Origin of the sequence: Acinetobacter sp. 826659, from assembly GCF_000588515.1 — a bacterium.
GTDB lineage: Bacteria > Pseudomonadota > Gammaproteobacteria > Pseudomonadales > Moraxellaceae > Acinetobacter > Acinetobacter pittii.
Window position 1 is genome coordinate 603,746 of the sequence record NZ_JFYD01000001.1, and the last position, 24,080, is coordinate 627,825.

16 protein-coding genes, 3 tRNA genes and 1 pseudogene are annotated in these 24,080 nt (G+C 38.1%); 13 read left to right on the forward strand and 7 right to left on the reverse strand.

What is annotated here, in order from left to right:
* The first annotated feature begins 79 nt into the window (after positions 1-79).
* The 3 genes from J663_RS02900 to J663_RS02910 all read left to right on the forward strand — a co-directional run bounded on the left by J663_RS02900 (position 80) and on the right by J663_RS02910 (position 6,769).
* Positions 80-2,932, forward strand: coding sequence for a putative bifunctional diguanylate cyclase/phosphodiesterase (locus J663_RS02900; RefSeq protein WP_033847675.1), 2,853 nt, complete (start codon positions 80-82; stop codon positions 2,930-2,932).
* Between the two features lie 236 nt (positions 2,933-3,168).
* A complete protein-coding gene (locus J663_RS02905) occupies positions 3,169-5,439 on the forward strand; it encodes an NADP-dependent malic enzyme (protein WP_002118176.1) in 2,271 nt (756 codons plus the stop codon).
* Positions 5,440-5,530: 91 nt separating this feature from the next.
* Positions 5,531-6,769 (forward strand): multifunctional CCA addition/repair protein, encoded by a 1,239-nt coding sequence (locus J663_RS02910; RefSeq protein ID WP_017398614.1) that lies wholly within the window; start codon positions 5,531-5,533, stop codon positions 6,767-6,769.
* A gap of 42 nt (positions 6,770-6,811) precedes the next feature.
* On the opposite strand, the gene J663_RS02915 is transcribed toward J663_RS02910, so the two are convergent.
* Positions 6,812-7,987, reverse strand: a complete 1,176-nt coding sequence (locus J663_RS02915; RefSeq protein ID WP_032012401.1) for a trypsin-like peptidase domain-containing protein — start codon at positions 7,985-7,987, stop codon at positions 6,812-6,814.
* Positions 7,988-8,181: 194 nt separating this feature from the next.
* On the opposite strand from J663_RS02915, the gene J663_RS02920 reads away from it, so the two are divergent.
* From J663_RS02920 to J663_RS02945, 6 genes are all read left to right on the forward strand, one after another.
* A complete protein-coding gene (locus J663_RS02920; RefSeq protein WP_033847678.1) occupies positions 8,182-8,940 on the forward strand; it encodes a Nif3-like dinuclear metal center hexameric protein in 759 nt (252 codons plus the stop codon).
* A gap of 145 nt (positions 8,941-9,085) precedes the next feature.
* Entirely contained in the window at positions 9,086-9,712 is a 627-nt protein-coding gene (locus J663_RS02925; protein WP_000208083.1) for a superoxide dismutase, read from the forward strand.
* A gap of 146 nt (positions 9,713-9,858) precedes the next feature.
* Positions 9,859-9,934: transfer RNA gene (locus J663_RS02930), tRNA-Asn, on the forward strand.
* Between the two features lie 8 nt (positions 9,935-9,942).
* Positions 9,943-10,018: transfer RNA gene (locus tag J663_RS02935), tRNA-Asn, on the forward strand.
* A 182-nt stretch (positions 10,019-10,200) separates the two neighbouring features.
* A tRNA-Asn gene (locus J663_RS02940) sits at positions 10,201-10,276 on the forward strand.
* A 56-nt stretch (positions 10,277-10,332) separates the two neighbouring features.
* A complete protein-coding gene (locus tag J663_RS02945) occupies positions 10,333-10,776 on the forward strand; it encodes a DUF2726 domain-containing protein (RefSeq protein ID WP_005068176.1) in 444 nt (147 codons plus the stop codon).
* Between the two features lie 4 nt (positions 10,777-10,780).
* Here the strand turns inward: J663_RS02945 and J663_RS02950 are convergent, their stop codons facing one another.
* The 5 genes from J663_RS02950 to glnA all read right to left on the reverse strand — a co-directional run bounded on the left by J663_RS02950 (position 10,781) and on the right by glnA (position 15,585).
* Complete coding sequence (locus J663_RS02950) at positions 10,781-10,981, reverse strand: hypothetical protein (protein ID WP_000082753.1); 201 nt, start codon at positions 10,979-10,981, stop codon at positions 10,781-10,783.
* A 111-nt stretch (positions 10,982-11,092) separates the two neighbouring features.
* Positions 11,093-12,550, reverse strand: coding sequence for a lipase family protein (locus J663_RS02955; RefSeq protein WP_033847680.1), 1,458 nt, complete (start codon positions 12,548-12,550; stop codon positions 11,093-11,095).
* Positions 12,551-12,659: 109 nt separating this feature from the next.
* Complete coding sequence (gene ubiA / locus J663_RS02960) at positions 12,660-13,538, reverse strand: 4-hydroxybenzoate octaprenyltransferase (protein ID WP_033847681.1); 879 nt, start codon at positions 13,536-13,538, stop codon at positions 12,660-12,662.
* Entirely contained in the window at positions 13,535-14,044 is a 510-nt protein-coding gene (locus tag J663_RS02965; RefSeq protein ID WP_033847684.1) for a chorismate--pyruvate lyase family protein, read from the reverse strand. The genes ubiA and J663_RS02965 overlap by 4 nt, the downstream gene beginning before the upstream one ends.
* 125 nt (positions 14,045-14,169) lie before the next feature.
* Entirely contained in the window at positions 14,170-15,585 is a 1,416-nt protein-coding gene (gene glnA / locus J663_RS02970; RefSeq protein ID WP_002052696.1) for a type I glutamate--ammonia ligase, read from the reverse strand.
* A gap of 705 nt (positions 15,586-16,290) precedes the next feature.
* On the opposite strand from glnA, the pseudogene J663_RS02975 reads away from it, so the two are divergent.
* The 4 genes and pseudogenes from J663_RS02975 (at position 16,291) to J663_RS02990 (ending at position 21,209) form a co-directional block, all read left to right on the forward strand.
* Positions 16,291-17,852 (forward strand): annotated as a pseudogene (locus J663_RS02975) (peptide MFS transporter).
* On the forward strand, positions 17,849-19,651 hold the full coding sequence (locus tag J663_RS02980; RefSeq protein ID WP_033847687.1) for an aminopeptidase P family protein: 1,803 nt from the start codon (positions 17,849-17,851) through the stop codon (positions 19,649-19,651). The pseudogene J663_RS02975 and the gene J663_RS02980 overlap by 4 nt, the downstream one beginning before the upstream one ends.
* Positions 19,652-19,916: 265 nt before the next feature.
* The gene (locus tag J663_RS02985; protein ID WP_033847689.1) at positions 19,917-20,378 is read left to right on the forward strand and encodes a GNAT family N-acetyltransferase; all 462 of its coding nucleotides are present in this window, start codon (positions 19,917-19,919) and stop codon (positions 20,376-20,378) included.
* A 246-nt stretch (positions 20,379-20,624) separates the two neighbouring features.
* Positions 20,625-21,209 (forward strand): anthranilate synthase component II, encoded by a 585-nt coding sequence (locus J663_RS02990; RefSeq protein WP_000925676.1) that lies wholly within the window; start codon positions 20,625-20,627, stop codon positions 21,207-21,209.
* A gap of 95 nt (positions 21,210-21,304) precedes the next feature.
* Here the strand turns inward: J663_RS02990 and J663_RS02995 are convergent, their stop codons facing one another.
* A complete protein-coding gene (locus tag J663_RS02995) occupies positions 21,305-24,076 on the reverse strand; it encodes a M1 family metallopeptidase (RefSeq protein WP_081404567.1) in 2,772 nt (923 codons plus the stop codon).
* Between the last annotated feature and the right edge of the window lie 4 nt (positions 24,077-24,080).

The following is a 24,080-nucleotide window of genomic DNA, read 5'->3' on the forward strand; positions in this document are numbered from 1 at the left end:
ATAAAATTTCAAATTCTTTTTCACTGATAAATCAGATTCTTTCTGTATATATGTAAAAAAAATAGGATAGAAAAATCTTATGTCTGGGCTTCAGGAAGAATATCTACAGCATCAAACAAAAATTGAACAGCTGAAACTTTCAACTCAATATATCCGCTGGTATTTAATTAGCCTGATATTACTGTGCCTCATTTCATATGGTATTTTTTCTTACTATTTTTCATCTACAATAACAATATTTAGCTGGTCTATTGGTCTTACCGTCGTTGCTCTTGTCAGCTTATTATTTATTCCAAATATTTTAACTCACTATCGTACGATTGATTTTACAAAAAAAGCTGATCGTGTCTTACAAAGTATTTGTTTATTCTCAGGAATTTTAATTGGAATAAATGTCACAATTATTCATTTTTATCTACCTCCTGAATTAATTGCACTACCAGATGCTCATATTTTAATTGCTTTATTTATTACTTCGGCTCATATCATTGGCCTTACTTTTTTAACCCAACAACCCCGATATTTTTATCTCTTATTTATTCCTAGCACCTTCCCTCTACTAATTGCTCAATTCACACATAATCCAATTACTCAGCTACCTTTTTATTTCGCCTATAACCTCACCTTTGTCGCAACTGTGCTTTGTGCATATGCAACTCAACGCAATTACAAAAAGATCTCTCAATTATTATTAAAAAATAAACAGCTTGTTCAAATTTCAGACCAGCATACCCAATGGGCTGAAGAATTATGTGTACAACTCCAACAAGAAGTGAATAAGTCCAAAGATATTGAAGCCCAGCTTCAATTTAATAATCATTTACTTGAGCAAAAAGTACGTGAACGTACCTATGACCTCACCAAAATGAATGAGCAACTCGAAAGCCATCACTATAATTTAGCTTTTGCACATGAAACTGCGGGTATTCGACCTTGGGATTGGGATATTGAAAGTCAAAGATTGGAAATTACATTTTTCGATCAACAAAAACAAACTCAAACCGCCGTTATTCATCTCAATACAATATTAGATCGTATACACCCAAGCGATAAAAAACTTTTTGATGAACGTTTAAAACAACATTTAGAAGGCGTTACAGATCATTTTAATATCACCTTTCGAATTTTACGTCGAGATGGTTCTTGGAGATGGATTCATGATGTAGGTCGTGTCATCACCAGAGATCCAAAAACACAAAAAGCGCTTCGTATGGTGGGAATGACCCGCGATATACATCAAGAGAAAAAGGACCAAGAACATTTAAGACTATCTGCAATTGTGCTCGAGCAAGCTGCGGAAGGAATATTTATTTTAGATGAGCACCTAAACTATATTGATGTAAATCCCTACTATGAAAAATTAACCGGATTTTCTAAGTCAGAACTTCTGAATAAAGAACTATTTAGCATTACAATTAATCAAAAAGAATTGCAACAACAGTTTCATACATCAATAACGCAACAACTTCTGGAGACAGGAGAATATATGGGTCAGTTTGACGAAAAGTTTAGTTCTGGTAAAAGCGTATATTTATGGTTGCATATCAATGTGGTCAAAGATGAATTCAATCAAATTACCAATTATATTGGATTTGCACGTGACCTCACTGAGCAAAAGCGCCAAGAGCAACATCTATCTTACTTAAAAAACTACGATAGCCTCACCCACCTGCCTAATCGTCTTTACTACTACAATCAATTACATCAATATCTTGTAAACCCTTCATATAACATTAAAAATTTAGCATTAATACGGGTAAATATTGACCGCTTCCGAGCTTTCAATGAATTTTTAAATAATGATAGTGGTGATGAATTACTTAAACAGTTCGCACAAAGATTACGCTTAATCAATATCAATGCGATTTTAGTCGCCTATTTAAATAGTGATGATTTTGCAATCATTTATGAAATTTCGCCAATTCATCCAAATGTTGAACAATATTGCCAAAATATTTTACAAGCACTGAATGCACCTTTTTACATTGATAATCACGAATATTTTATTACTGCATCTATCGGTGTTGCATGTTTTCCTGAACATGGTAGACAAATTGATCATCTCAACAATCATGCAGAGCAAGCTCTTTCCGAGGCAAAACGTTTAGGTGGTAATACAATTTGCTATTACTGCAATAAAACAAATCACTCATATAAAACTGCCGATTTAGAGCAAGAATTACGTAAAGCCATTCAAAATGATGAATTTGTCATTTATTACCAGCCCAAAATTAATCTACACGATCAATCTATTATCGGTTTTGAAGCACTCATTCGTTGGCAACATCCTGAAAAAGGATTAATCCTGCCAAATATGTTTATACCTTTTGCTGAGCGTAGTAGCCTGATCTCAGATATTGGGAAAGTTGTTTTAGATAAAGTTGGAAAGCAACTCCAAGAGTGGAAAAAAGCTGGTTATATCAATATTCAAGTCTCTGTAAATATTGTCGCTCAACAAATACATCGAGGCTTATTACTCAATGACTTAGATGAGGTTTTGCAAAAATATAATATTCAAGGTTCAGATCTCGAGCTTGAAATTACAGAGTCAGCCCTTTTAGACAATACTGCCAATGTAAAAACACTATTACACGCGATAAAACAACGAGATATCTCAATTGCCTTAGATGACTTTGGTACGGGTTATTCCTCTTTAGCCTATCTGACAGAGTACCCAATTGACGTATTAAAAATTGATCGTGCTTTTATTTCTAAAATTGGTGATCACAAACAAGAAGCAATAGTAAATGCAATGATCGCGATGGGTAAAAGTATGGGACTTAAACTGGTTGCTGAAGGTGTAGAAACAAAAGAACAAGTCACCTATCTACAAAAACAGCAATGTGATTTTTTACAAGGCTATTTCTTTAGTCGCCCTATTCCTGCCGAGCAGATTATTCCCTATCTACAAACAAATCCGCATATTTCTTAATTGTTCCAATCATCTATTTTACCTATGCTGCTTTTTCCAAAAATGAGCGTTTTTGACTGTGAGAAATAAAGAAGTAGTGTTATATTCTTTAGCATTTAGCTCACCACGGGGCTATTGGCAATTCGTCTACTATTCTCTTAATTGGTAAAAATTAAAGCGTAGTTAAAGAAGTGAGTTGCCTCTCCCTAAATGAGCAATTTGACTAGTTTGCTTTTTTGTATCAAATAGAGACTCAGATGGACGATCAATCTTTAAAACAGGCCGCTTTAAATTACCATGAATATCCAAACCCAGGGAAAATCAGCGTCACCCCAAGTAAGCAACTTGTCAACCAACGAGATTTGGCTCTAGCCTACTCACCAGGAGTTGCTGCGCCATGTTTAGAGATTGAGCGTGATCCATCAGCTGCTGCTAAATATACAGCTCGCGGAAACTTGGTTGCCGTAGTCAGTAACGGTACAGCTGTTCTTGGTTTAGGTAATATTGGACCATTAGCGTCTAAACCTGTAATGGAAGGTAAAGGCGTACTTTTCAAGAAGTTTGCTGGTGTTGACGTATTTGACATCGAAATTGCAGAAAACGATCCAGATAAAATTGTAGATATTGTTGCCTCTCTTGAGCCAACTTTCGGTGGTATCAACCTCGAAGATATTAAAGCGCCAGAATGTTTCTATATCGAAAAGAAACTTCGCGAACGCATGAAAATTCCTGTATTCCATGACGATCAACACGGTACAAGTATCATTGTAGGTTCAGCTTTGCTCAATGCATTGCAACTTGTAAATAAGAAAATTGATGAAATCAAAATTGTAGCTTCAGGTGCAGGTGCTGCTGCCCTTTCTTGTTTAGACTTGCTTTGTGCTTTAGGCGTAAATAAAGAAAATATCATTGTTGCCGATTCTCGCGGTCTACTCACTACTTCACGTGAAGGCTTGGATGAATCGAAAAAACGTTATGTTCAAGACATTAAAGCAACTCAGTTACATGAAGTAATGGCTGGGGCTGATATGTTCTTGGGTCTTTCTGCTGCTGGTATTCTCACCAAAGAAATGGTGAAACAGATGGCTGAGAACCCTATTATTTTTGCTTTGGCAAACCCAGATCCAGAAATTTTACCTGAACATGCACATGAAGTACGTCCTGATGTAATCATGGCAACTGGTCGTTCTGACTATCCAAACCAAGTAAACAACGCATTATGTTTCCCTTACATTTTCCGTGGTGCGCTTGACGTTGGTGCAACAACGATTAATGAAGACATGAAAATTGCATGTGTACATGCAATTGCACGTATGGCACACGTAGAAGCAGATGCAGCAACTTATGGCGAAAAATCTGCTTCATTTGGCCGTGACTACTTAATTCCACGCCCACTTGACCAACGTTTAATTTTAGAAATTGCTCCTGCTGTTGCTAAAGCTGCAATGGACTCAGGTGTCGCGACTCGTCCAATCGAAGATTTCTCTGCATACCGTCAAAAATTATCTGAGTTTGTTTATAACTCTGCATTCTTGATGAAACCGATTTTTGCTCAAGCAAAAACTGATCCTAAACGCATCGCATATGCTGAAGGTGAAGATGAGCGCGTATTACGTGCAGTGCAAATCGCAGTTGATGAAGATTTAGCTAAACCAATTTTAGTAGGTCGTACTGCTGTAATTGAAGCTAATATCAAAAAATTAGGCTTACGTTTACAACATGGCGTAAACATTGAGATTGTAGATCAAGAACAAAACCCGATGTATGAAGAGTTTTGGAAAGACTACTATCAAACAATGCAACGCAAAGGCATTACTGTTGAATATGCTCAACGTGAAGCTCGTCGCCGTTCAACTTTAATTGCATCTTTACTGGTTAAATTTGGTAAAGCAGACGGTATGTTATGTGGTACTTACAGTAGCTATAACATTCACCTTGACTTTGTACGCAATGTTATCGGTCTTAAAGAAGGCATGAACAACTTCTTCACATTAAATGCATTAATGCTTGAAGATCGTAATTTGTTCATTGCAGATACCTATGTAAACACTAATCCTACTGCTGAACAACTTGCTGAAATGACTATTTTGGCAGCTGAAGAAGTACGTCGCTTTGGTATTACTCCACGCGTAGCACTTCTTTCTCATTCAAGTTTTGGTAGTGACCAAACTGATTCAAGTGCTCAAAAAATGCGTGAAGTTTATCGTATTTTATCTGAGCAAGCTCCTGAGCTTGAAGTTGAAGGTGAAATGCACGGTGATGCAGCATTAGACGAAAACATTCGTCAATTTGCATTCCCTGGCTCACGTTTTAAAGGTTCTGCAAACTTGCTCATTATGCCAAACCTAGATGCTGCAAATATTTCATTTAACTTGTTGAAAGCAACTTCTGGTAACAACGTTACTATTGGTCCAATTTTACTTGGTGCAGCAAAACCTGTTCATATTTTGACACCGACAGCAACAACTCGTCGTCTTATCAATATGACTGCTTTAACTGTTGCTGAAATCCAACAACAAGAAAAGTAATTTAGAAACTGCTTTTTACGAAAAGCATCTCTAATGACTTGAGAAAACCTCTATTCTGTAGCATGATTGCTTGAAGAATAGAGGTTTTTTCATGCAAGTGTATTTAGTAGGCGGTGCCGTCCGTGATTTTTTACTTGGGCATCCCTATCAAGAAAAAGATTATGTTGTTGTCGGTGCAACGCCGGAACACATGCTCGCCCAAGGTTTTCAACCTGTAGGCAAAGATTTTCCTGTGTTTCTTCATCCTGAAACGAAAGAAGAATATGCACTTGCACGTACTGAAAGAAAATCTGGTAAAGGCTACCACGGCTTTCAATTTTTTACCGATACCACAGTAAGTTTAGAAGAAGATTTAATCCGCCGTGATTTAACCATCAATGCCATAGCAATGGATCAAGATGGCAAACTATATGACCCATATGGCGGTCAAACAGATTTAGAAAATAAAACTTTGCGTCATGTTTCAGAAGCTTTTGCTGAAGATCCTTTACGTGTTTTACGTGTTGCACGTTTTGCGGCTCGCTATTCTTCATATGGTTTTCAGATTGCGCCAGAGACAATGCAGCTTATGCAAACTATGGCTGAGTCAGGTGAGCTTGATGCCTTAACACCAGAGCGTGTGTGGAAAGAGACTTCTCGCGCACTTTTAGAAGATCATGCGGACGTTTATTTTCAGACATTGCGTGACTGTGGGGCGTTGAAACATCTTTTCCCTGAAATTGACGCATTATTTGGTGTACCACAGCGCCCTGAATATCATCCAGAAGTGGACTGCGGCATACATACCTTAATGTCATTACAGCAAGCTTGTAAATCAAACTATTCACTTGATGTTCGATTTGCTGTTTTAGTACATGATTTGGGTAAAGCATTGACTCCAGCTAACGAACTTCCTCGCCACATCATGCATGAAGAACGTGGAGTAAAACCTGTTACCGAGTTATGTGAACGTTTAAAAGTTCCAACTCAAACTAGACAGTTGGCATTATCAGTGTGTAAAGAACATCTAAAATGTCATCAAATTATGTCGTTAAAACCAGGAACTGTATGGCGTCTATTACAGCGTCTAGATGTATTACGTCGTCCTGAGAGAGTTGAAGCTTTTGTACAAGCATGTGAATGTGATGCTAAAGGAAGATTAGGTTTAGAAGACCGACCTTATCCACAAGCTCAATACATGTTGGATGCGATGCAAATCGTTCGCTCTATTAAAGTTCAGGATTTACCTGAAAACATTAAAGGTGCTGAGATTGGTGAAATGCTCATTCAGTACCGTATTGATGCTTTAACTGAGTTCAAACATCAGCATCAAGCACTATCTCATACTTAATTAACACCAAGAAAAAAGCCTCATTACGAGGCTTTTTTATCTTTACTGTTTAGGCAGCGGTATAAATTGTGATTGAGTATTTTGGTTTTTTCTTTCCCCTACTGTCACCACAAAGTTTTGTTGCTTCCCATCTCGCTCGACCATTACATTAATTTCACTGTTAGGTGCTTGTAATGCAACGTAATTAATCAAATGAGATGCTGAAGTGATTTGTTGATTATTCACCTGAATAATTTTATCACCAATCTTAATACCTGCTGAGGCAGCTGGACCATTTTTCAAGACATCTGCAACCACAACCCCAATTTGCTGTTTTGGTGCCAATACATCTTCTTGTGTAGGTGGCACTAAACTAATCCCTAACCATCCACGAACTACACGGCCATCTTTCAAAATTGAGTTTAGTACTTGTTGACAAACTTTAGCAGGAATTGCAAAACCAATTCCTAAAGAACCACCTGACTGAGAGAAAATAGCAGTATTTCCCCCGATTAAATTCCCAGCCACATCAATTAATGCTCCACCAGAGTTACCTGGGTTAATTGCGGCGTCTGTTTGAATGAAGTCTTCATAGGTATTAATGCCTAAATCAGAGCGTTCAGTCGCAGAAATAATACCTTGAGTTACCGTTTGGCCTACGCCAAATGGGTTACCAATTGCTAAGACCACGTCACCTACTTCATTACCACTCAGTTTAAATGGCAATACCGGTAATTTATCTAAGTCGATTTTAATTACAGCCAAATCGGTATCTGGGTCAGTTCCAACAATCGTTGCTTCTGCACGACGGCCGTCATGTAATGCAACTACAATCTGATCAGCTTGAGCAATCACATGATTATTCGTCAAAATATAACCATCAGCTCGTACAATAACCCCAGAGCCTAAGCTATTTTCATTTTGCTGTTGTTGTTCAGGAACCTGATTTCCAAAAAACTCACGGAAGACCGGATCACTTAATAATGGATGATTTTGTTTAACTTTCTGGGTCGTAAAAATATTAACAACTGCTGGCGCTGCAACTTTTACTGCAGCGCTATAAGATACCACCCCGCCCGCTCGCGAAGTATCAACGAGTGGTTCAACTTTCTCAGCAGGCATTTGCACCCCATCAACTGCAACAGTTGGTTTCGGCTGATGGTATTTTTGCCATGCAATAAAACTGGCAATTACAATAATAAGTAACACCCAAGGTAACCATGTAAAGGTGCGGCGCACGTTCATATCCTCTACGCAAAGAAGTTTTTAATTAAATTAATATATTGAACAAAAAGAGTTTTCAGTTAAGCATTTTAAATTAAATATGTCGATATACATAAAAAAGTCAAAAAAGATTTGTCTAGCTTTAGTTACACAACAAAATATGTTTCTATAGCTTTAGCAATTATTTACTACTCAATTCAGGAAATATCATGGCAAATTTGCATGAAATTATTCAGTGGTGCGACCAAACCTTAAAAGCGGCAGAATTTAAAGATTACGCACCAAATGGCCTGCAAATTGAAGGTTCAACTGAAGTAAAACGTATCGTTTGTGCGGTTACTGCTTCCGAAAATGCGATTGATGCAACAATTGCTCAAAATGCAGATTTATTACTCGTACATCATGGTTATTTTTGGAAGGGTGAACCGTATCCAATTACTGGAATGCGAGGCAACCGCATTAAAAAACTCATTCAAAATAATATTTCATTAGTCGCTTATCATCTACCTTTAGATGCACACCTAACTTTGGGCAACAATGTAGCGATTGCAGAAAAACTAAACTTGAAGAATTTAGAACCACTCGATTTAACCGAGAAACATCCGATTGGTAATATTGGTTATTTAGAGCAAGCAGTTTCTGTAGATGAGTTTAAAGCACAGCTTCAAAACAGTTTTGATTTTAAAGTGATTCATTTACCAGCAGAAAAGCAAAGCATTCAAAAAGTAGGCTTCTGTACAGGCGGCGCTCAAGATTTTATTGCTAAAGCTGCTTTGCAAAATTGTGATGCTTATATTTCAGGTGAAGTCAGTGAACGAACTTTTTATGAAGCAAAAGAATTAGGGGTTCACTATTTCGCCTGTGGTCACCATGCTACTGAGCGTTATGGAGTTCAGCGTTTGGCACAAGCGATCTCAAAACAGTTTTCAATTGAAGCTGAATATTTTGAATTGAATAATCCGATTTAATTAAGTCTTTTTTTCAATCTGTGTTATGCGTATTAATTAGATCTTTATTGTGTATAGTTCTTTAAAACGATGCCCTATTGTTACCAGAATCATTTACAATAGAGCCACTTAATTGTATAACCCAGCAAATGCAAGGAATAGGAACATGACAACCATTACTTTACCTGCACTTCCATATGGCTATGATGATTTAGCGCCACATATTAGTAAAGAAACTTTAGAATACCATCACGATAAACACCACAATACCTATGTTGTTAACTTAAACAACTTAATCAAAGGAACTGACCTTGAAGGTAAAACTTTAGAAGAAATCATTAAAGCGACTGCTGGTGATGCATCTAAAGCTGGTATTTTCAACAATGCTGCTCAAGTTTGGAATCACACTTTCTACTGGAACAGCATGAAGCCAAATGGTGGTGGTAAGCCTACTGGCGCAATCGCTGCTAAAATTGACGAAGCTTTTGGTAGCTACGAAAAGTTTGCAGAAGAATTTACTGCTGCTGCAACAACTCAATTTGGTTCAGGTTGGGCTTGGTTAGTTGCTGATGAAGTAAATGGTAAATTATCTATTACTAAAACTTCTAATGCAGACACTCCACTTGCACATGGTCAAATTGCTGTTTTAACAATTGACGTATGGGAACATGCTTACTACATCGATTTCCGTAACTTACGTCCTAAATACATCGCAACTTTCTTAGAAAGCCTTGTGAACTGGGACTATGCAAATGCAAAACTTGCAGGTCAACCAGCTGGCGTAGAGAAATAATTTTATTTCTTTATAAAAAACCACCCTATTTTGGGTGGTTTTTTTATTTTTAATACAACAAAAGCATATTAATCAAGCAAACGATTCATTTTCTTTAATATTCTTATTGACGCTTTTAGATTTCATCCATAAAATGCGCATCAGATTCTCCAATAGCTCAGTCGGTAGAGCGACGGACTGTTAATCCGCAGGTCCCTGGTTCGAGCCCAGGTTGGAGAGCCATCTACTAATCTCCCATAGCTCAGTCGGTAGAGCGACGGACTGTTAATCCGCAGGTCCCTGGTTCGAGCCCAGGTGGGAGAGCCAAGATTATAAAAGCCCGCATTTATTGCGGGTTTTTTCTTTTCTAATGATTTAATCATTTTTTCATTATTTTGAATAAAATCAATGTTTCGAGTATTTTTAAACCAAACGATTAGATATTCACTCTAATTCTGTTATTAAGGCTTGACCCAGCCCCCTTTCCTGCCTAAAATCCTTTTCCAGATTCTCCCATAGCTCAGTCGGTAGAGCGACGGACTGTTAATCCGCAGGTCCCTGGTTCGAGCCCAGGTGGGAGAGCCAAGATTCTTAAAAACCCACTCATCATGAGTGGGTTTTTATTTGTATGATGCCTTCACATGTTCGAATCGAGTCACTTATTTTTTATTGTTTTAGGTTGCGTAAGCACCTGTATTTTTCTTCTTGTTTGTTTACGCCCTTATTTATTTCCAAAACAAAAATTCTTTGCTCGTCCTGTCATTACAAACTTTGAAACTCAAATGTTTATACGTTTAAAACAAAGTTTTCCAAATTATCATGTATTAGCACAAGTGGCTTTTAGCGCTTTAATTACGAGTAATGATTATAAAATTCGTAGTCAGTTCAATCGTAAAGTTACTGACTTTGTCGTGCTAAACGACAAAATGGAAGTCATGGCCATTATTGAGCTAGATGACCCGACCCATCTTGAAAAAGTAGAAGAAGACCGTATTCGTGATCAAATGCTCACTGAAGCAGGCTACCTTGTAAAGCGTTACACAAATATTCCTACTGTACGCCAATTACAAAAGGATATTCATTAACAAGCTATTTCGATTCAGAATTTGCAGCTTCTTTCTCAGCTATTCTTTTTGCCATCTCTAAACGCTGCTGTTCATATTGTTTTTTATTCTTAGCATCACTTTTTGCAGCCAAGAAAAGTATTCCAATAATCAGAAAAGGAATAAGTAAACCTAATCCCATTAATAACCAAGGAACAGATTTTTTTTCAACAGGTTGCTGGCTCATAAGTTCTTCAAACTCAAATAGTATCGATTTCAGAATGCGTAACAATATAACAAAAAGAGCCACTATAACGTGGCTCTTTTAAAAGCTAATTTCTAATTAAACAAATAAATCTTAGAATTTACCTGTGCAGTGTGGACTTTGGCTGGCATCTTTCTGTGCATCAGTCAGCACAATACCCGTACCCGCTGACATATTAGCTTGAATGAAATCTACAGCATTGGCATTTTGACATACGATTGCTTGTGTATGAGTTGCGTTCGGTACAATTGTTAAGTTATAGCCCTTATCGTAAGCTGCTTGAGGGAAAAACTTCAAAGCATTCGCTTTCATATTCGTGAATAAGCCTTGCGTTACCACAGGCAATACCGCTTGATCTTTTTCGCCCTGAATAATAAATACCGGTGTTTTAATAACTTTCTCAGCAGTAGCATTCGTTGCAGGTTGAGTAGCAGTCAAGAAGCGTTGAACAACTTGATCTGCTTTAAATTTATTTAGATCAATACCGTACTGGGTAATTTGATGTGTAGGGTCAGCCAAGAAAGCTAAGATTCCCGCTTTAAATTTCTCTTGCAGGCCGTTTGCACTATCAGGTGTAGGATAACTTAAACAAGCACCATCATCCCCTGTACGACCATAAGCCAATTCTGCAATGTCAGCCGCTCCCGATGTAAAAATTGCTTTCAAATCATAGTCTGGTTGCTGTGCTTTAATCCCTGCACTAGCAAAAGCGGCATATGCTAACAATTCGGCATATCCTTCTGCAGTTTTATCAATTGTAGGTACAGCAAGCGCCAGTGGATCATTTGGAGACATTTGCCCTGCAGCAATCGCTGCATCAATCTGTCTACGCGCTCTAATTGCCTGATCTAGCTTACTAACTGCAAAATTACTATCTTGATTCATTGCAGGATCAATATAAATTTGAATGATTGTTCCTAAGCTTGATGCAGGTGCTCCAGCTACCGCACCTTTATAACTTACATCCGTATTAGCAAACTCAGCAGTACCCAATGATGCATGGCCACCTTGAGACTGACCAATCGACATCCAATCACCTTTTAACTGAGCACCATAATGCTCTTTTACTGCTTTAACTGCAGCTAACGCTGATTTTGCTTCGCTAGATAAGTTTAAGTACGGATGTACCCCTGGTGTGCCTAAACCCTCATAATCTGGTGCCACAATCACATAACCTGCTGCTAATAAGGACTCAGCAAGGATTTTAAATCGCGGATTAATAGCATTTTTGCTTGGCGCACAACCATCACCCACCCCAACAGTTCCATGTTCCCATACCACTACACGATAACCATCTCTCGGTTGTGTTGCTTTTGGAAACAATACCATTGCTGTAGCAGTTGCTGTTTTTCCTTGAACATTTGCCATGTTATAAGTCATTACTTTGATCGTTGAAGCATTATCAACTTTATCAATCGCGTAATTACTTTCTGAGACATAAGCTTTATTTGTGTCTATCCCTGTATAGTCATCATCATCGTCATTACACGCTGTAAGAAATAGTGCTGAAATTGATAATGTTATAGCTAAAGCAATTTTTGACCGTTTCATAGAATATCCTTTTTATGTGTTATTTATTCCGCATATTTTTATGCACAAATATTAAGACATAAAAAAAGTGCTCTGCATAGAACACTTTTCAACCTCACGGTCATTTTTACTATATGAAATTTAAAAATATTCCTAGAAAAATGATTAATCCAACCCAGCGATTGTGACGAAATGCCCAAAAACATACTTGAGGGTTGCGGTCTTTGGTTTTAATTGTTTGATATACAAAATCAAAGGCCACTACAACTAAAGCAATAATTGTCCAGGGGAATAAGATATTTTCTAAATATAATGCAGTACCAATCAAAACAAGACTAGTTGCTTGTAAAAGAGCAATAATCTGGATGTCATATCGACCAAAAAGAATAGCTGTAGATTTCACACCAATCTTTAAATCATATTCACGATCTGTAATTGCATATTGAGTGTCAAAAGCCACTGTCCATGCCAAATTACCAAAATAAATTAGCCAACACGTTATATCTAAAGGCTTACCCATTGCAGTAAATGACATTGGAATCCCCCAAGAAAATGCCATACCTAACACTACTTGCGGTAAATGGGTATAACGTTTCATAAAAGGATATATAAATGCTAACGCTAGGCCCCCTAATGCACAGTAGAACGTCGCGATAGGTAAAAAGAACAATGTACAAGCACTGGCAAATACTAATGCTAAAAATACATACACCGCTTCTCTTGGACTAATTACCCCTGTTGCCAAAGGGCGTGTTTTTGTACGCTCTACATGTCCATCTACTTTACGATCAGCAAAATCATTAATTGCACAGCCAGCGGCACGCATAAAAATTGTACCTAATACCATCGCCAAAAGAATATGTAGAGGTGGCATTCCCTCTGCTGCAATCCAAAGTGCCCACATGGTTGGCCAAAACACCAGTTCTGTTCCAACAGGCTTATCAAATCGACATAGATAATAATAAGCCTCTAAACGCTGACGCCATGTTGTACCTGTTGCAGTCGTCATAGTAATTCCTTGTCGTGCTGCTGATTTAAAAAAGCTTCAAAAGCCGGTAAGAATGTTTCTTGGACGATAAATTTACATCCATGCCAAGTATAGCAACTTTGTCGCGTCCAGCCTTCTGACAAACGAATGACACGACGGTCACAAAGCGGAGTTGTTCTTTGAAATAGGAAAAAGCCAATCGGTTTAGAACCGATGTGCTGAAATATACGCGCTCTTTTTTGTAAGCTTTGAATTGGAAAAATACTTTTTGCTTTCACCCACGGCTCTGCTTCACAACCATATAAATAGGTTTCCCTTACCCATGAAGTATGAGCATGAGGCATATTCATCCATTGACTATCTGCCAAAGTTAAACGCTGAAAGTGCTCTTTAAAGGGCTTCACACTGAACTGGCCACCACCAAGCTCAGTGAGTTGTTGAGTCAGAGAACCAGAAGCATACAACCATGTTTTCAACTCAGGATTTAAAGCCTTTTCCTGTTTAAGTACTGGTTGTCGTTTACGCATAATCTGCTCACATGAAAACTCGCACTTAGTTTACTCCAATTTTTTGATAAAAAACGTAGATAATTCAATCAACATTCCAAGCAATAAAAAAGCCTGCATATGCAGGCTTTTTTACGAAATACGTATTACAAGCTGTAGTACATATCGAATTCAACTGGGTGAGTAGTCGTGTTAAGACGACGTACATCTTCAGTTTTAAGTTCGATGTATGCATCAAGCATTTCTTTAGTGAACACGCCGCCTTTCAGCAAGAACTCGTGATCTGCTTGAAGTGCTTCAAGAGCCATATCTAAGCTATGAGCAACTGTTGGGATTTTTGCTTCTTCTTCTGGAGGAAGATCATACAAGTTCTTATCAGCAGCTTCGCCCGGATGGATCTTGTTTTGGATACCGTCGATACCAGCCATTAACAATGCAGCGAAGCCTAAGTACGGGTTCATCATTGGGTCTGGGAAACGAGCTTCGATACGCTTACCTTTAGGGCTAGAAACGTATGGAATACGGATAGAAGCAGAACGGTTACGCGCTGAGTAAGCAAGCATAATTGGTGCTTCGAAGTGAGGAACCAAACGCTTGTATGAGTTTGTAGATGGGTTTGTGATTGCATTCAATGCACGAGCGTGCTTGATGATACCACCGATGAAGTACAACGCCATTTCTGAAAGGCCTGCATATTCATCACCAGCAAACAAGTTCTTACCATCTTTAGAGATAGACATGTGAACGTGCATACCAGAACCGTTATCACCTACCATTGGTTTAGGCATAAAGGTTGCAGTTTTTGCATATTGATGTGCAACATTCCAAACAGCATATTTGAACTGTTGAACTTCGTCAGCTTTACGTACAAGTGTATTGAAGCTCACACCAATTTCTAACTGGCAAGAAGCAACTTCGTGGTGATGTACTTCTACACGACCTGGACCCATAATGTCTTCGATTTTTGCACACATTTCTGCACGCATATCTTGTGAAGAATCAACTGGAGGAACTGGGAAGTAACCGCCTTTAACACGTGGACGGTGACCAGAGTTACCAGACTCATAGTCTTTACCAGTAGACCAAGCAGCTTCTTCAGCGATTAATGTATGACGAGCGCCAGACATATCGATGTCCCACTTCACTTCGTCAAATACAAAGAATTCTGGTTCTGGACCAAAGAATGCAGTATCACCGATACCTGTAGATTTTAAGTATTCTTCTGCACGGCGAGCAATCGAACGTGGGTCACGCTCATAACCTTGACCTGTTGAAGGTTCAATAACGTCACAAGTCACAACTACAGTTGGTTCAGCAAAGAACGGGTCGATGAAACCAGTTTCTGCATCTGGACGTAAAATCATGTCAGATGCTTCAATGCCTTTCCAACCAGCGATTGAAGAACCATCAAACATTTTACCGTCTTCAAAAGTATCTTCATCAATAGAATCAGCTGGGTAAGTTACGTGCTGTTCTTTACCCTTAGTATCAGTAAAGCGAAAATCGACCCATTTTGCGCCACTTTCTTGTATGAGTTGAAGGACCTTGTTCGCCATGCTCATTTTGCTCCAATGAAATTTTGTTGCACTTGTTAAGTGCGTGTTAGTTGCTGGTATTTATATAGCAATTCTCATACCAACTTTATAAGACTTACCTAAAACATTGAATTGCTTATAACTATCCATGATTTAGGCCCCTTGTCTCGAACCCATTATACTGTTTGCATAGTTAAATGCACCATATTCAGACATTTTCAAATTATGGCATACAAGAATAGCTCGCAATCGCCCTAATTTAGTGCAAAATTGTTGCGCCAATATGAATCATCGCATCAATATCTAGCAGTCATTCATGATCATAATACTTTCTTATATATAATGTTGAGATTCTTATGAGATTACACAAAAATATTTACACCTCTTAAAAAGCTACAGATTTCGCCCTTTTTTACGCTTCTTAAAAGACTCAAGTTTCTTGACTAAGCAAGTTTGAAAAGTTCTTTATTGCTTATCCACAATCTACCAAATACTTTTCATTTTTATGAATTCTTAAAGATCATTTCGCTTCTTAACAGTTCTTTGATTTGTCAAATGAACGCTCCTTTCTATTATTTATTTAATAACAAACTCCACTATTCATGTTCTTTTTCATTCACTTTTTTTATACAAGGTAAATTTGCTTTTATTGTTAAAAATAACTAAAAAATAAAAACATAAATTTTGGTTATAAATAAACAAACTAAAAGTTATGTTTATAAAAAACATAAAATCATTCAAGGATTTGAATAATGAAACATGAACTTGAACAATCTGATAAAGCATTTTTCGGTCATCCAAAACCACTAAAAACTTTATTTTTTACAGAACTTTGGGAAAGATTTTCTTATTATGGAATTCGGCCTTTACTCGTTCTTTATATGGTTGCTATGGTGAATGACGGTGGGCTAGCACTTGATCGACCAACTGCCGCCGCAATTGTTGGGTTATTTGCAGGCTCTATGTATTTAATGACCGTTTTAGGTGGTTGGATTGCCGACAACTGGTTAGGTCAAGCACGATCCGTTTGGTATGGCTCCCTCATTATTGCTTTAGGTCACTTATCAATTGCGCTTACCCCCATCTTTGATCAGTTCTTTTTTTATTTCGGCTTAGTCCTTATTGTTCTTGGGTCAGGTTTATTTAAAACCTGTATTTCAGTGATTGTCGGAACATTATATAAAGCTCAGGATAGTAGACGAGATGCCGGCTTCTCCATTTTTTATATGGGGATTAATATGGGGTCGTTTATTGCCCCGCTTATTACAGGTATATTGGCTCGCGATCATGGCTGGCATCTAGGTTTTGGGATTGGCGGCCTTGGAATGTTGATTGCATTACTCATCTTCCGTGCATTAGCCATTCCTCAACTACAATCATTCAATCAATTGCGTCAGCAAACTGACAATTGGAATAAACCTGTCGTAGAAAATAGAAATGCGCCAAAAATTGCTTTCTCATTTTTACTATCTGTTGCAGTCGTTATTGCTCTTACTTTCTTTGGCGTTATTCATATCAATCCAGTCGCGGTAGCAACTTATTTAACAGTCGGAATCGGCGTTGGAATTATCGCTTATTTTATCTATTTATTATTTTTCCTTGGTTTAGAAAAACATGAAAAATTTAAAATTATTATCTGCTTTATCTTATTAGCAACATCAGCTCTTTTTTGGTCTGCTTTTGAGCAAAAACCAACATCTTTTAACCTATTTGCGCAAGATTACACAGACCGTATTGTTTTCGGATTTGAGATTCCAGCAGTATGGTTTCAATCAATTAATGCTCTGTTTATTATTATTTTTGCCCCAATTGCAGCATGGCTTTGGGCTAAACTTGGTAAGTCAAATAAAGACCCAAGTTATATCAGCAAATTTATTATTGCACTTTTACTGGCAGCAGGCGGTTTCTTGTTGATGTCATTTGCAAGCCGTTTTGCTATTGCAGGTGGATTAGTTTCACCATTTTGGTTAGTCGGAACTTTATTTCTACTTACTATCGGAGAACTTTGTTTAAGCCCGATTGGTTTATCAACTATGACTAAACTTGCACCTGATGTTATACGTGGTCAAATTATGGGTCTATGGTTTACAGGTTCAGCTTTAGGTAATCTTATCGCTGGTCTTATTGGCGGGCACGTATCGGCAGATGGGATTAATCATTTACCTACCCTATTTATGCGATGTGTTTTAGCGTTAGTGATTGGCGCAATCGTGTTATTTTTATTAAAGAAACCTATTAATAGATTAATGAACAAAAGTACCAGTAAAGTTCAACCTGAGTTGGAAACTATATGAGCGTTTTAACTGTTCCAGAAAAACTTGAGAAACTTCGTGAACTCATGCGCAATCAGCATGTTGATGCTTTGATTGTGATGAGTGCAGATCCCCATATGTCAGAATATTTACCAGACTATTGGAAGGCGAGACAATGGCTCAGTGGTTTTAGTGGTTCGGTTGGTACGCTTGTGGTGACCCAAAACTTTGCAGGCCTATGGGCAGATGGCCGCTATTGGGTACAAGCCGAGCAACAACTTGCTGGAACTGACTTTCAATTACAAAAACTGACCAGTGATGAAACTTCTACACATCTCGCATGGATTGAGAAAAATCTACCAACTAGTTCGGTCATTTCAGTAAATGGCCAAACATTATCCATTCAACAATTTAAAGCGCTCGAACATACTGCACGAGTTCATAACTATAAACTCGAGACTCAAAAAGATTTAGTTGGAGAGATTTGGTTAGACCGCCCAGAACTACCCTCTGAAAAAATCCATTTAATGCCTGAAGGGCTAAATGCCCTCTCTCGTAAAGAAAAAATTCAGGCTATTCGTGAGACTTTACATAGCAAGAATATTGCGGGACATTTTATTTCATCTTTAGATGATATTGCATGGGTCTTAAATGCACGTGGACAAGACGTAGAATACAACCCTGTTTTTCTTTCTCATTTTTATATTAATGCAGAGCAAGCTGTTCTGTTTATTGATAGCAGTAAACTGGATTCAACCATTCAACAAGCTTTCGCAGCCGATGGCATTCAAATTCGTAATTATGAAGATACGTCTAAGTTTTTAGCTAATATTTCTGATCCATCTGTGCTTTTAGATCCAGCAAAAGTATCGATTTTTCATGAACAAGCCATCGCAAAAGATATTCAGGTTGTATACGACATCAATCCGAGTACGCTTTTTAAATCGCGTAAACATGAAAGTGAAATTACGCATATCCGTCATGCCATGGTGAAAGATGGAGTCGCGCTTTGCCACTTTTTCCACTGGTTAGAGAAAGCCCTTCATCATGGTGAAAGCATTTCAGAACTCACTATTGATGAGAAAATTACGGCTTTCCGTGCTCAGCAAAAGGGTTTTATAGGCCCAAGTTTTTCAACGATTGCTGGCTTTAATGCTAATGGTGCTTTACCTCACTACCGTGCAACTGAAGAGCACTATTCATTTATTGAAGGCGATGGTCTATTGCTGATTGACTCAGGTGGGCAATATGTAGATGGAACAACGGATATTACTCGTGTTGTTCCTGTAGGCACGCCAACAGGGCAACAAAAACGTGACTATACTCTGGTTTTAAAATGTCATATTGCTTTGGCAAAAACGATTTATCCAGAAGGTTTAGCTGCACCGCTACTCGATTCAATTTGTCGTAATACTTTATGGCAACATGGTTTAGATTATCGACATGGAACAGGCCACGGCGTAGGCTTTGCGCTTAATGTTCATGAAGGGCCGCAAGTTCTTTCTTATTACGCGCCTATTCATGCCTATAGCAAATTGCGTGAAGGAATGATTATTTCTAACGAGCCGGGCTTATACCATGAAGGACAATACGGCATTCGTATTGAAAATCTGGTTGCAAACAAACTTCACTCAGGGTTTGAGAAAACCTACGGTGATTTCTTAGAGTTTGAAACGCTGACCCTTTGCCCGATTCATTTAGATTGTATCGTCGTTGACATGCTAACGAATGAAGAGAAAGACTGGTTAAATACCTATCACCAAATGGTTCAAGAAAGACTGGCCGAACATTTATCTGGCGATGTTTTAGATTGGCTGATCTATAACACACGTAAGATTTAATCTTCTTGTGTGACCAAGGCAGAATAGTTTTTTATCTCTAAGAAAAGCTTATTCTGCCTTAATTTTAGTTATCTCTCTTTCTAAATTAATAAAGTAAAAGATCCTTATTCATTGATAACTCCACAACTATTAGCCATCAAACAATTTTTATTAGGAATTAGTAAACATAAACGTAACTATAAAGAAGTAGTTTTGAAGAGAACTTTGTAAGCGATATGCTATTTTTAAACGCATTGAATATTTCTTTGAATTAAAGGGTTTCCCTATGCAGGTATCCAATTTCGCAGTTACACGTGATGATAATTATACTGTTTCTACAGATCCCTCTAAACTCGACATAGAGATGATTCATTCTTTTTTATACCATTCAAAATGGGCAAAAGGGATTGATTTAGAAACAATGCAAACCGCTATACAACATAGTTTATGCTTTGGATTATATGATCCGAACAACCAACAAATTGGTCTTGCTCGTATCATTACAGACTATGCAACCTTTGCTTATGTAAAAGATGTTTTTGTCATCGATGAGTTTCAAAAGTTAGGTTTAGGGCGATGGCTGATGGAATGCTGCTTAGAACACTTGGAAACTCTTAAACTTCGCAGAATTATGTTACTTACCAGTACAGCTTCGTGGCTCTATCAAAAAATAGGGTTTACTCCACTGAATCAAGAAAATTTTGTGTGGCAACTTTTGCCTAATAACACAGAGACAATTTCAAATTAAATTATCGATTTTCCCTACTCTTTTTTAGTTTAAGAAATACATCAACTTATAATTATTAATATGCTTTTGCTAGCAATAAAGCATGAAGTTATTACAAGCCAAGCAAATTCTGGTACATTAGCCGCTTAGATAGCGGCTTTATTTTTGCCCCAAATTTTAGTGAGATGCTAAAAGCGGGTAATTAAACGGGTAAAAATTTAAACTGTTATTTAAATAAATATCATATATCAAGAGGTTAGACTCAAAATGCTTCTAATGATCGACAATTACGACTCTTTTACCTACAACATCGTCCAATACTTTGGCGAGTTGAATCAGGAAGTAAAAGTAGTTCGCAATGATCAAGTCACATTAGAGGATATTGAACGATGGCAACCTAAATATCTCGTGATTGGTCCTGGCCCTTGCTCTCCAAGTGAAGCTGGTATTTCAATTCCTGCAATTAATCACTTTGCTGGGAAAATACCTTTGCTTGGTGTGTGTTTAGGACATCAAAGTATCGGGCAAGCTTTTGGCGGAAAAATTGTAAGAGCCAAAACAGTGATGCACGGACGTTTATCTGACATGTACCATAGCAATAAAGGTATTTTCAGTAATCTTCCTAGCCCATTCTCGGCAACTCGTTATCATTCGTTGGTGATCGATCAGCAAACACTGCCTGATTGCCTTGAAGTAACGTGCTGGACTAATGAAGCAGATGGTTCAATGGAAGAAATCATGGGTGTTAAACATAAGACATTGCCTGTTGAAGGCGTGCAGTTCCATCCTGAATCAATCTTGAGTCAACATGGCCATCAAATCTTTAAAAACTTTTTAGATATTTACGCATAAGCCAGTCGTAAATAGATTGTTTTAAAAGTAATTTAATAAGAATCCTAAATAAAAAGCCAACTGCGATCAGTTGGCTTTTTTCATGTTTGAATCAATTACAACTTTAACTGTTGCACAATTGATCCATCTTGTTTTGCCACCAAAGATTCGCAGAGTTGAATACGTTCTTTGGTTTGTTTCAATCCTCTTTCAACACCGACCAATTCTTTAGTTCGTGGTGCAAAAAAGTCATTTAACTGTGCCGCTTTTTGTTGGCTACATGCTGCTCCACTGAACATTGCAGGAAAACGCCCAGCCGAAGATTTACCTAAACGATCAAACACGGCGTCATGATTTACCTTAAACCAAGACCATAAGTCACCTTGTTCATCTCCATAATTATTGATGGAGTTAACCACAGTACGAACTTCACCGACTTTAACACGCGGGTTTAAAATTAACTGACGTGCTTGTTGGCGTGTTGCTTCTTGATTTGCTGAACCTAGGGCTGTAAGAATTGCAAGACGTTGTGTCGGTTGAGTCACGCGTTGTAGCTCTCCAGATAAACGATCAAAAGCAGGTTGGCCTTTTTCTTGTACACGTACAGCTAAAATAGTTGGCAATAATTCAGGTGTTACTTGAGCAAAGTTAAGCTGCTTTTGAGCAAAGAGAGCATCTGACTGTTTTAACAGTTGTGTACGAACTTCTGAAACTTGAATATCTAAAGCAAGAAATCTAACCAACTCACTACGCCATAAACTGTCTTCAGCTGGTTCACCTGTTTTGCTGACATAACCCAACTGATTTAATTTAGGTAAATATAAATTAGCTAAGACTTTTCTAAAATGTTCACGTTCAGCTTCTGTTTTCAATACATGACGATAAATCGTACTTAACTGGGAAAACAGCGCTGTACTAATTTGTCGGCTATTTGAATTGGCAAATTTCTTCGCAGCATCTACGACAGCCAATAAATTAATATCACCGTGGTTAAATGCCGCTGAAATCGCGTAGGCGTAAGCCAACTGTTCAGTATTAGAAAGCTTTTCTGTAGCAGCAGTCAGATGAGTAAACTCTTTTTGAGGCAAACTAAATTGGTAATATCCTGCCGCATCTGCATTTGGAATATACCAACTGCCAAGGCTGGCACCTTTGAGTTCAATCTTTGCTTCTGCTTGGTCTACCAGCTCACACTGGACCTTACTGGCTGCATTTGGAACTTCATAACGTACGCATAATGGTACACCCCACAGACTTCTTGCATCACCTTTTGAGCCCACAGGTAAATAACGTGTTTGCTTCACATTTAAAAAGACTTTATTGCCTTCTTGCTGTAATGCGGTGTTAATTAAAGGCACACCAGGTTGATCAAGGAAACTTTTCATCGCTCTGGCAAAACGCTCACCTTGTCCAGACTGCTCTGCTAAAGCGCTAATTAAATCATTGGCTGTCGCATTACCATATTGGTGCTTATTAATATAATTGCGTACCCCTTGTTTGAATTTTTCTTCGCCTAAGTAGCTTTCAAACATATTTAAAACAGCAGCACCTTTTTGGTAAGTAATACCATCAAAAGCCGTTTGAATATCGGCATTGCTTAAAATAGGTTGGCGAATACGGCGCACACTCATTAAGCTGTCACTTTTCATCGCATCTGCGGTATCCGCAATACGTTCTAGGTCAGCATTAAATTCCGAATGTAATTTTTGAGTGATTTTACTTTGCATCCATGTCGCAAAAGATTCATTGAGCCACAGATCATCCCACCATGGCATCGTGACCACATCACCGAACCATTGATGCGCCAGCTCATGTGCATTGACATTAAATGAATTCTGTACAAAAGAGACTGGCGAGTCCTTATCTAGCAACATCAAGTAATCTCTAAAAGTAATTAGCCCTGGGTTTTCCATTGCACCAGCGGCAAAGTCTGGTGCTGCCAGTAAATCTAGCTTGTCAAATGGATAACCAAAGGCAAAATAATCTTCTAAAGTTTTTAAAATGGCTGGCGTTTCAGATAAAGCATGCTGCATTTTTTCAGCTTTTGCATCGGGTGCAATACCACGTAACTGGATCGGCTGCTTACGCCATGAAGTTGCACCAATATCAGGCCCTTTTTGTAATTGCCAAGGTCCGACAGCCAACGCAAGTAAATAAGTGGGTAGTGGTTTAGTTTGTGCAAAACTGAGTGTTTTCCAACCTGACTTATCTGCTTGCTCAGATGTTTGTTGGGTATTGGCAAAACCTGAATATTTGCTTGGAATCGTCAAACGAATATTAAACGGCGTTTTAAAACGTGGCTCATCAAATGACGGAAATGACTGGCGTGCACTAATTGCTTCCATTTGAGTCATCACATAAGGTTTACCTTCAAACTCAATTTTATAAATACCGTCAAGTTGCTGGTCATACGCTGCATTAAAATCTAGAACGAGTTGATACTGTCCTGCGGGCAAGGTTTTGGCAAATTTAATTTTACTTACCCCATCAACCTCGGAGGCTTGCTCATACTTTGCTTTGGTTTTGACGCCCTCTGCCGATGTGATATTCACATCTTTCACCGTCAAAGATTTACCATGAATCCAGATGTGATCTGTGGCTTGAGCCAGTTTTAGATGAATCGTAGTTTTACCGGTATAGCCTTTTTGTGCGGGATCAATCTTAAAATCTAAATCATAAGATTCGGGTACGACCCACTCGGGTAATTTACCAATCGGGATTTGTTCACTGTTATTCGATGCAAAAATCTGTGTCGCCGATAAAGATAATAATGTTGTAAGTAGTAATCTTTTTTTAAATGAAGGCTTGACCAACATAAGGGGTTTTATCCTCTGTAGTTTTAAATAAAAATATGCAGCAAATGCTGTACCACTTCGCTGCATCCACACATCA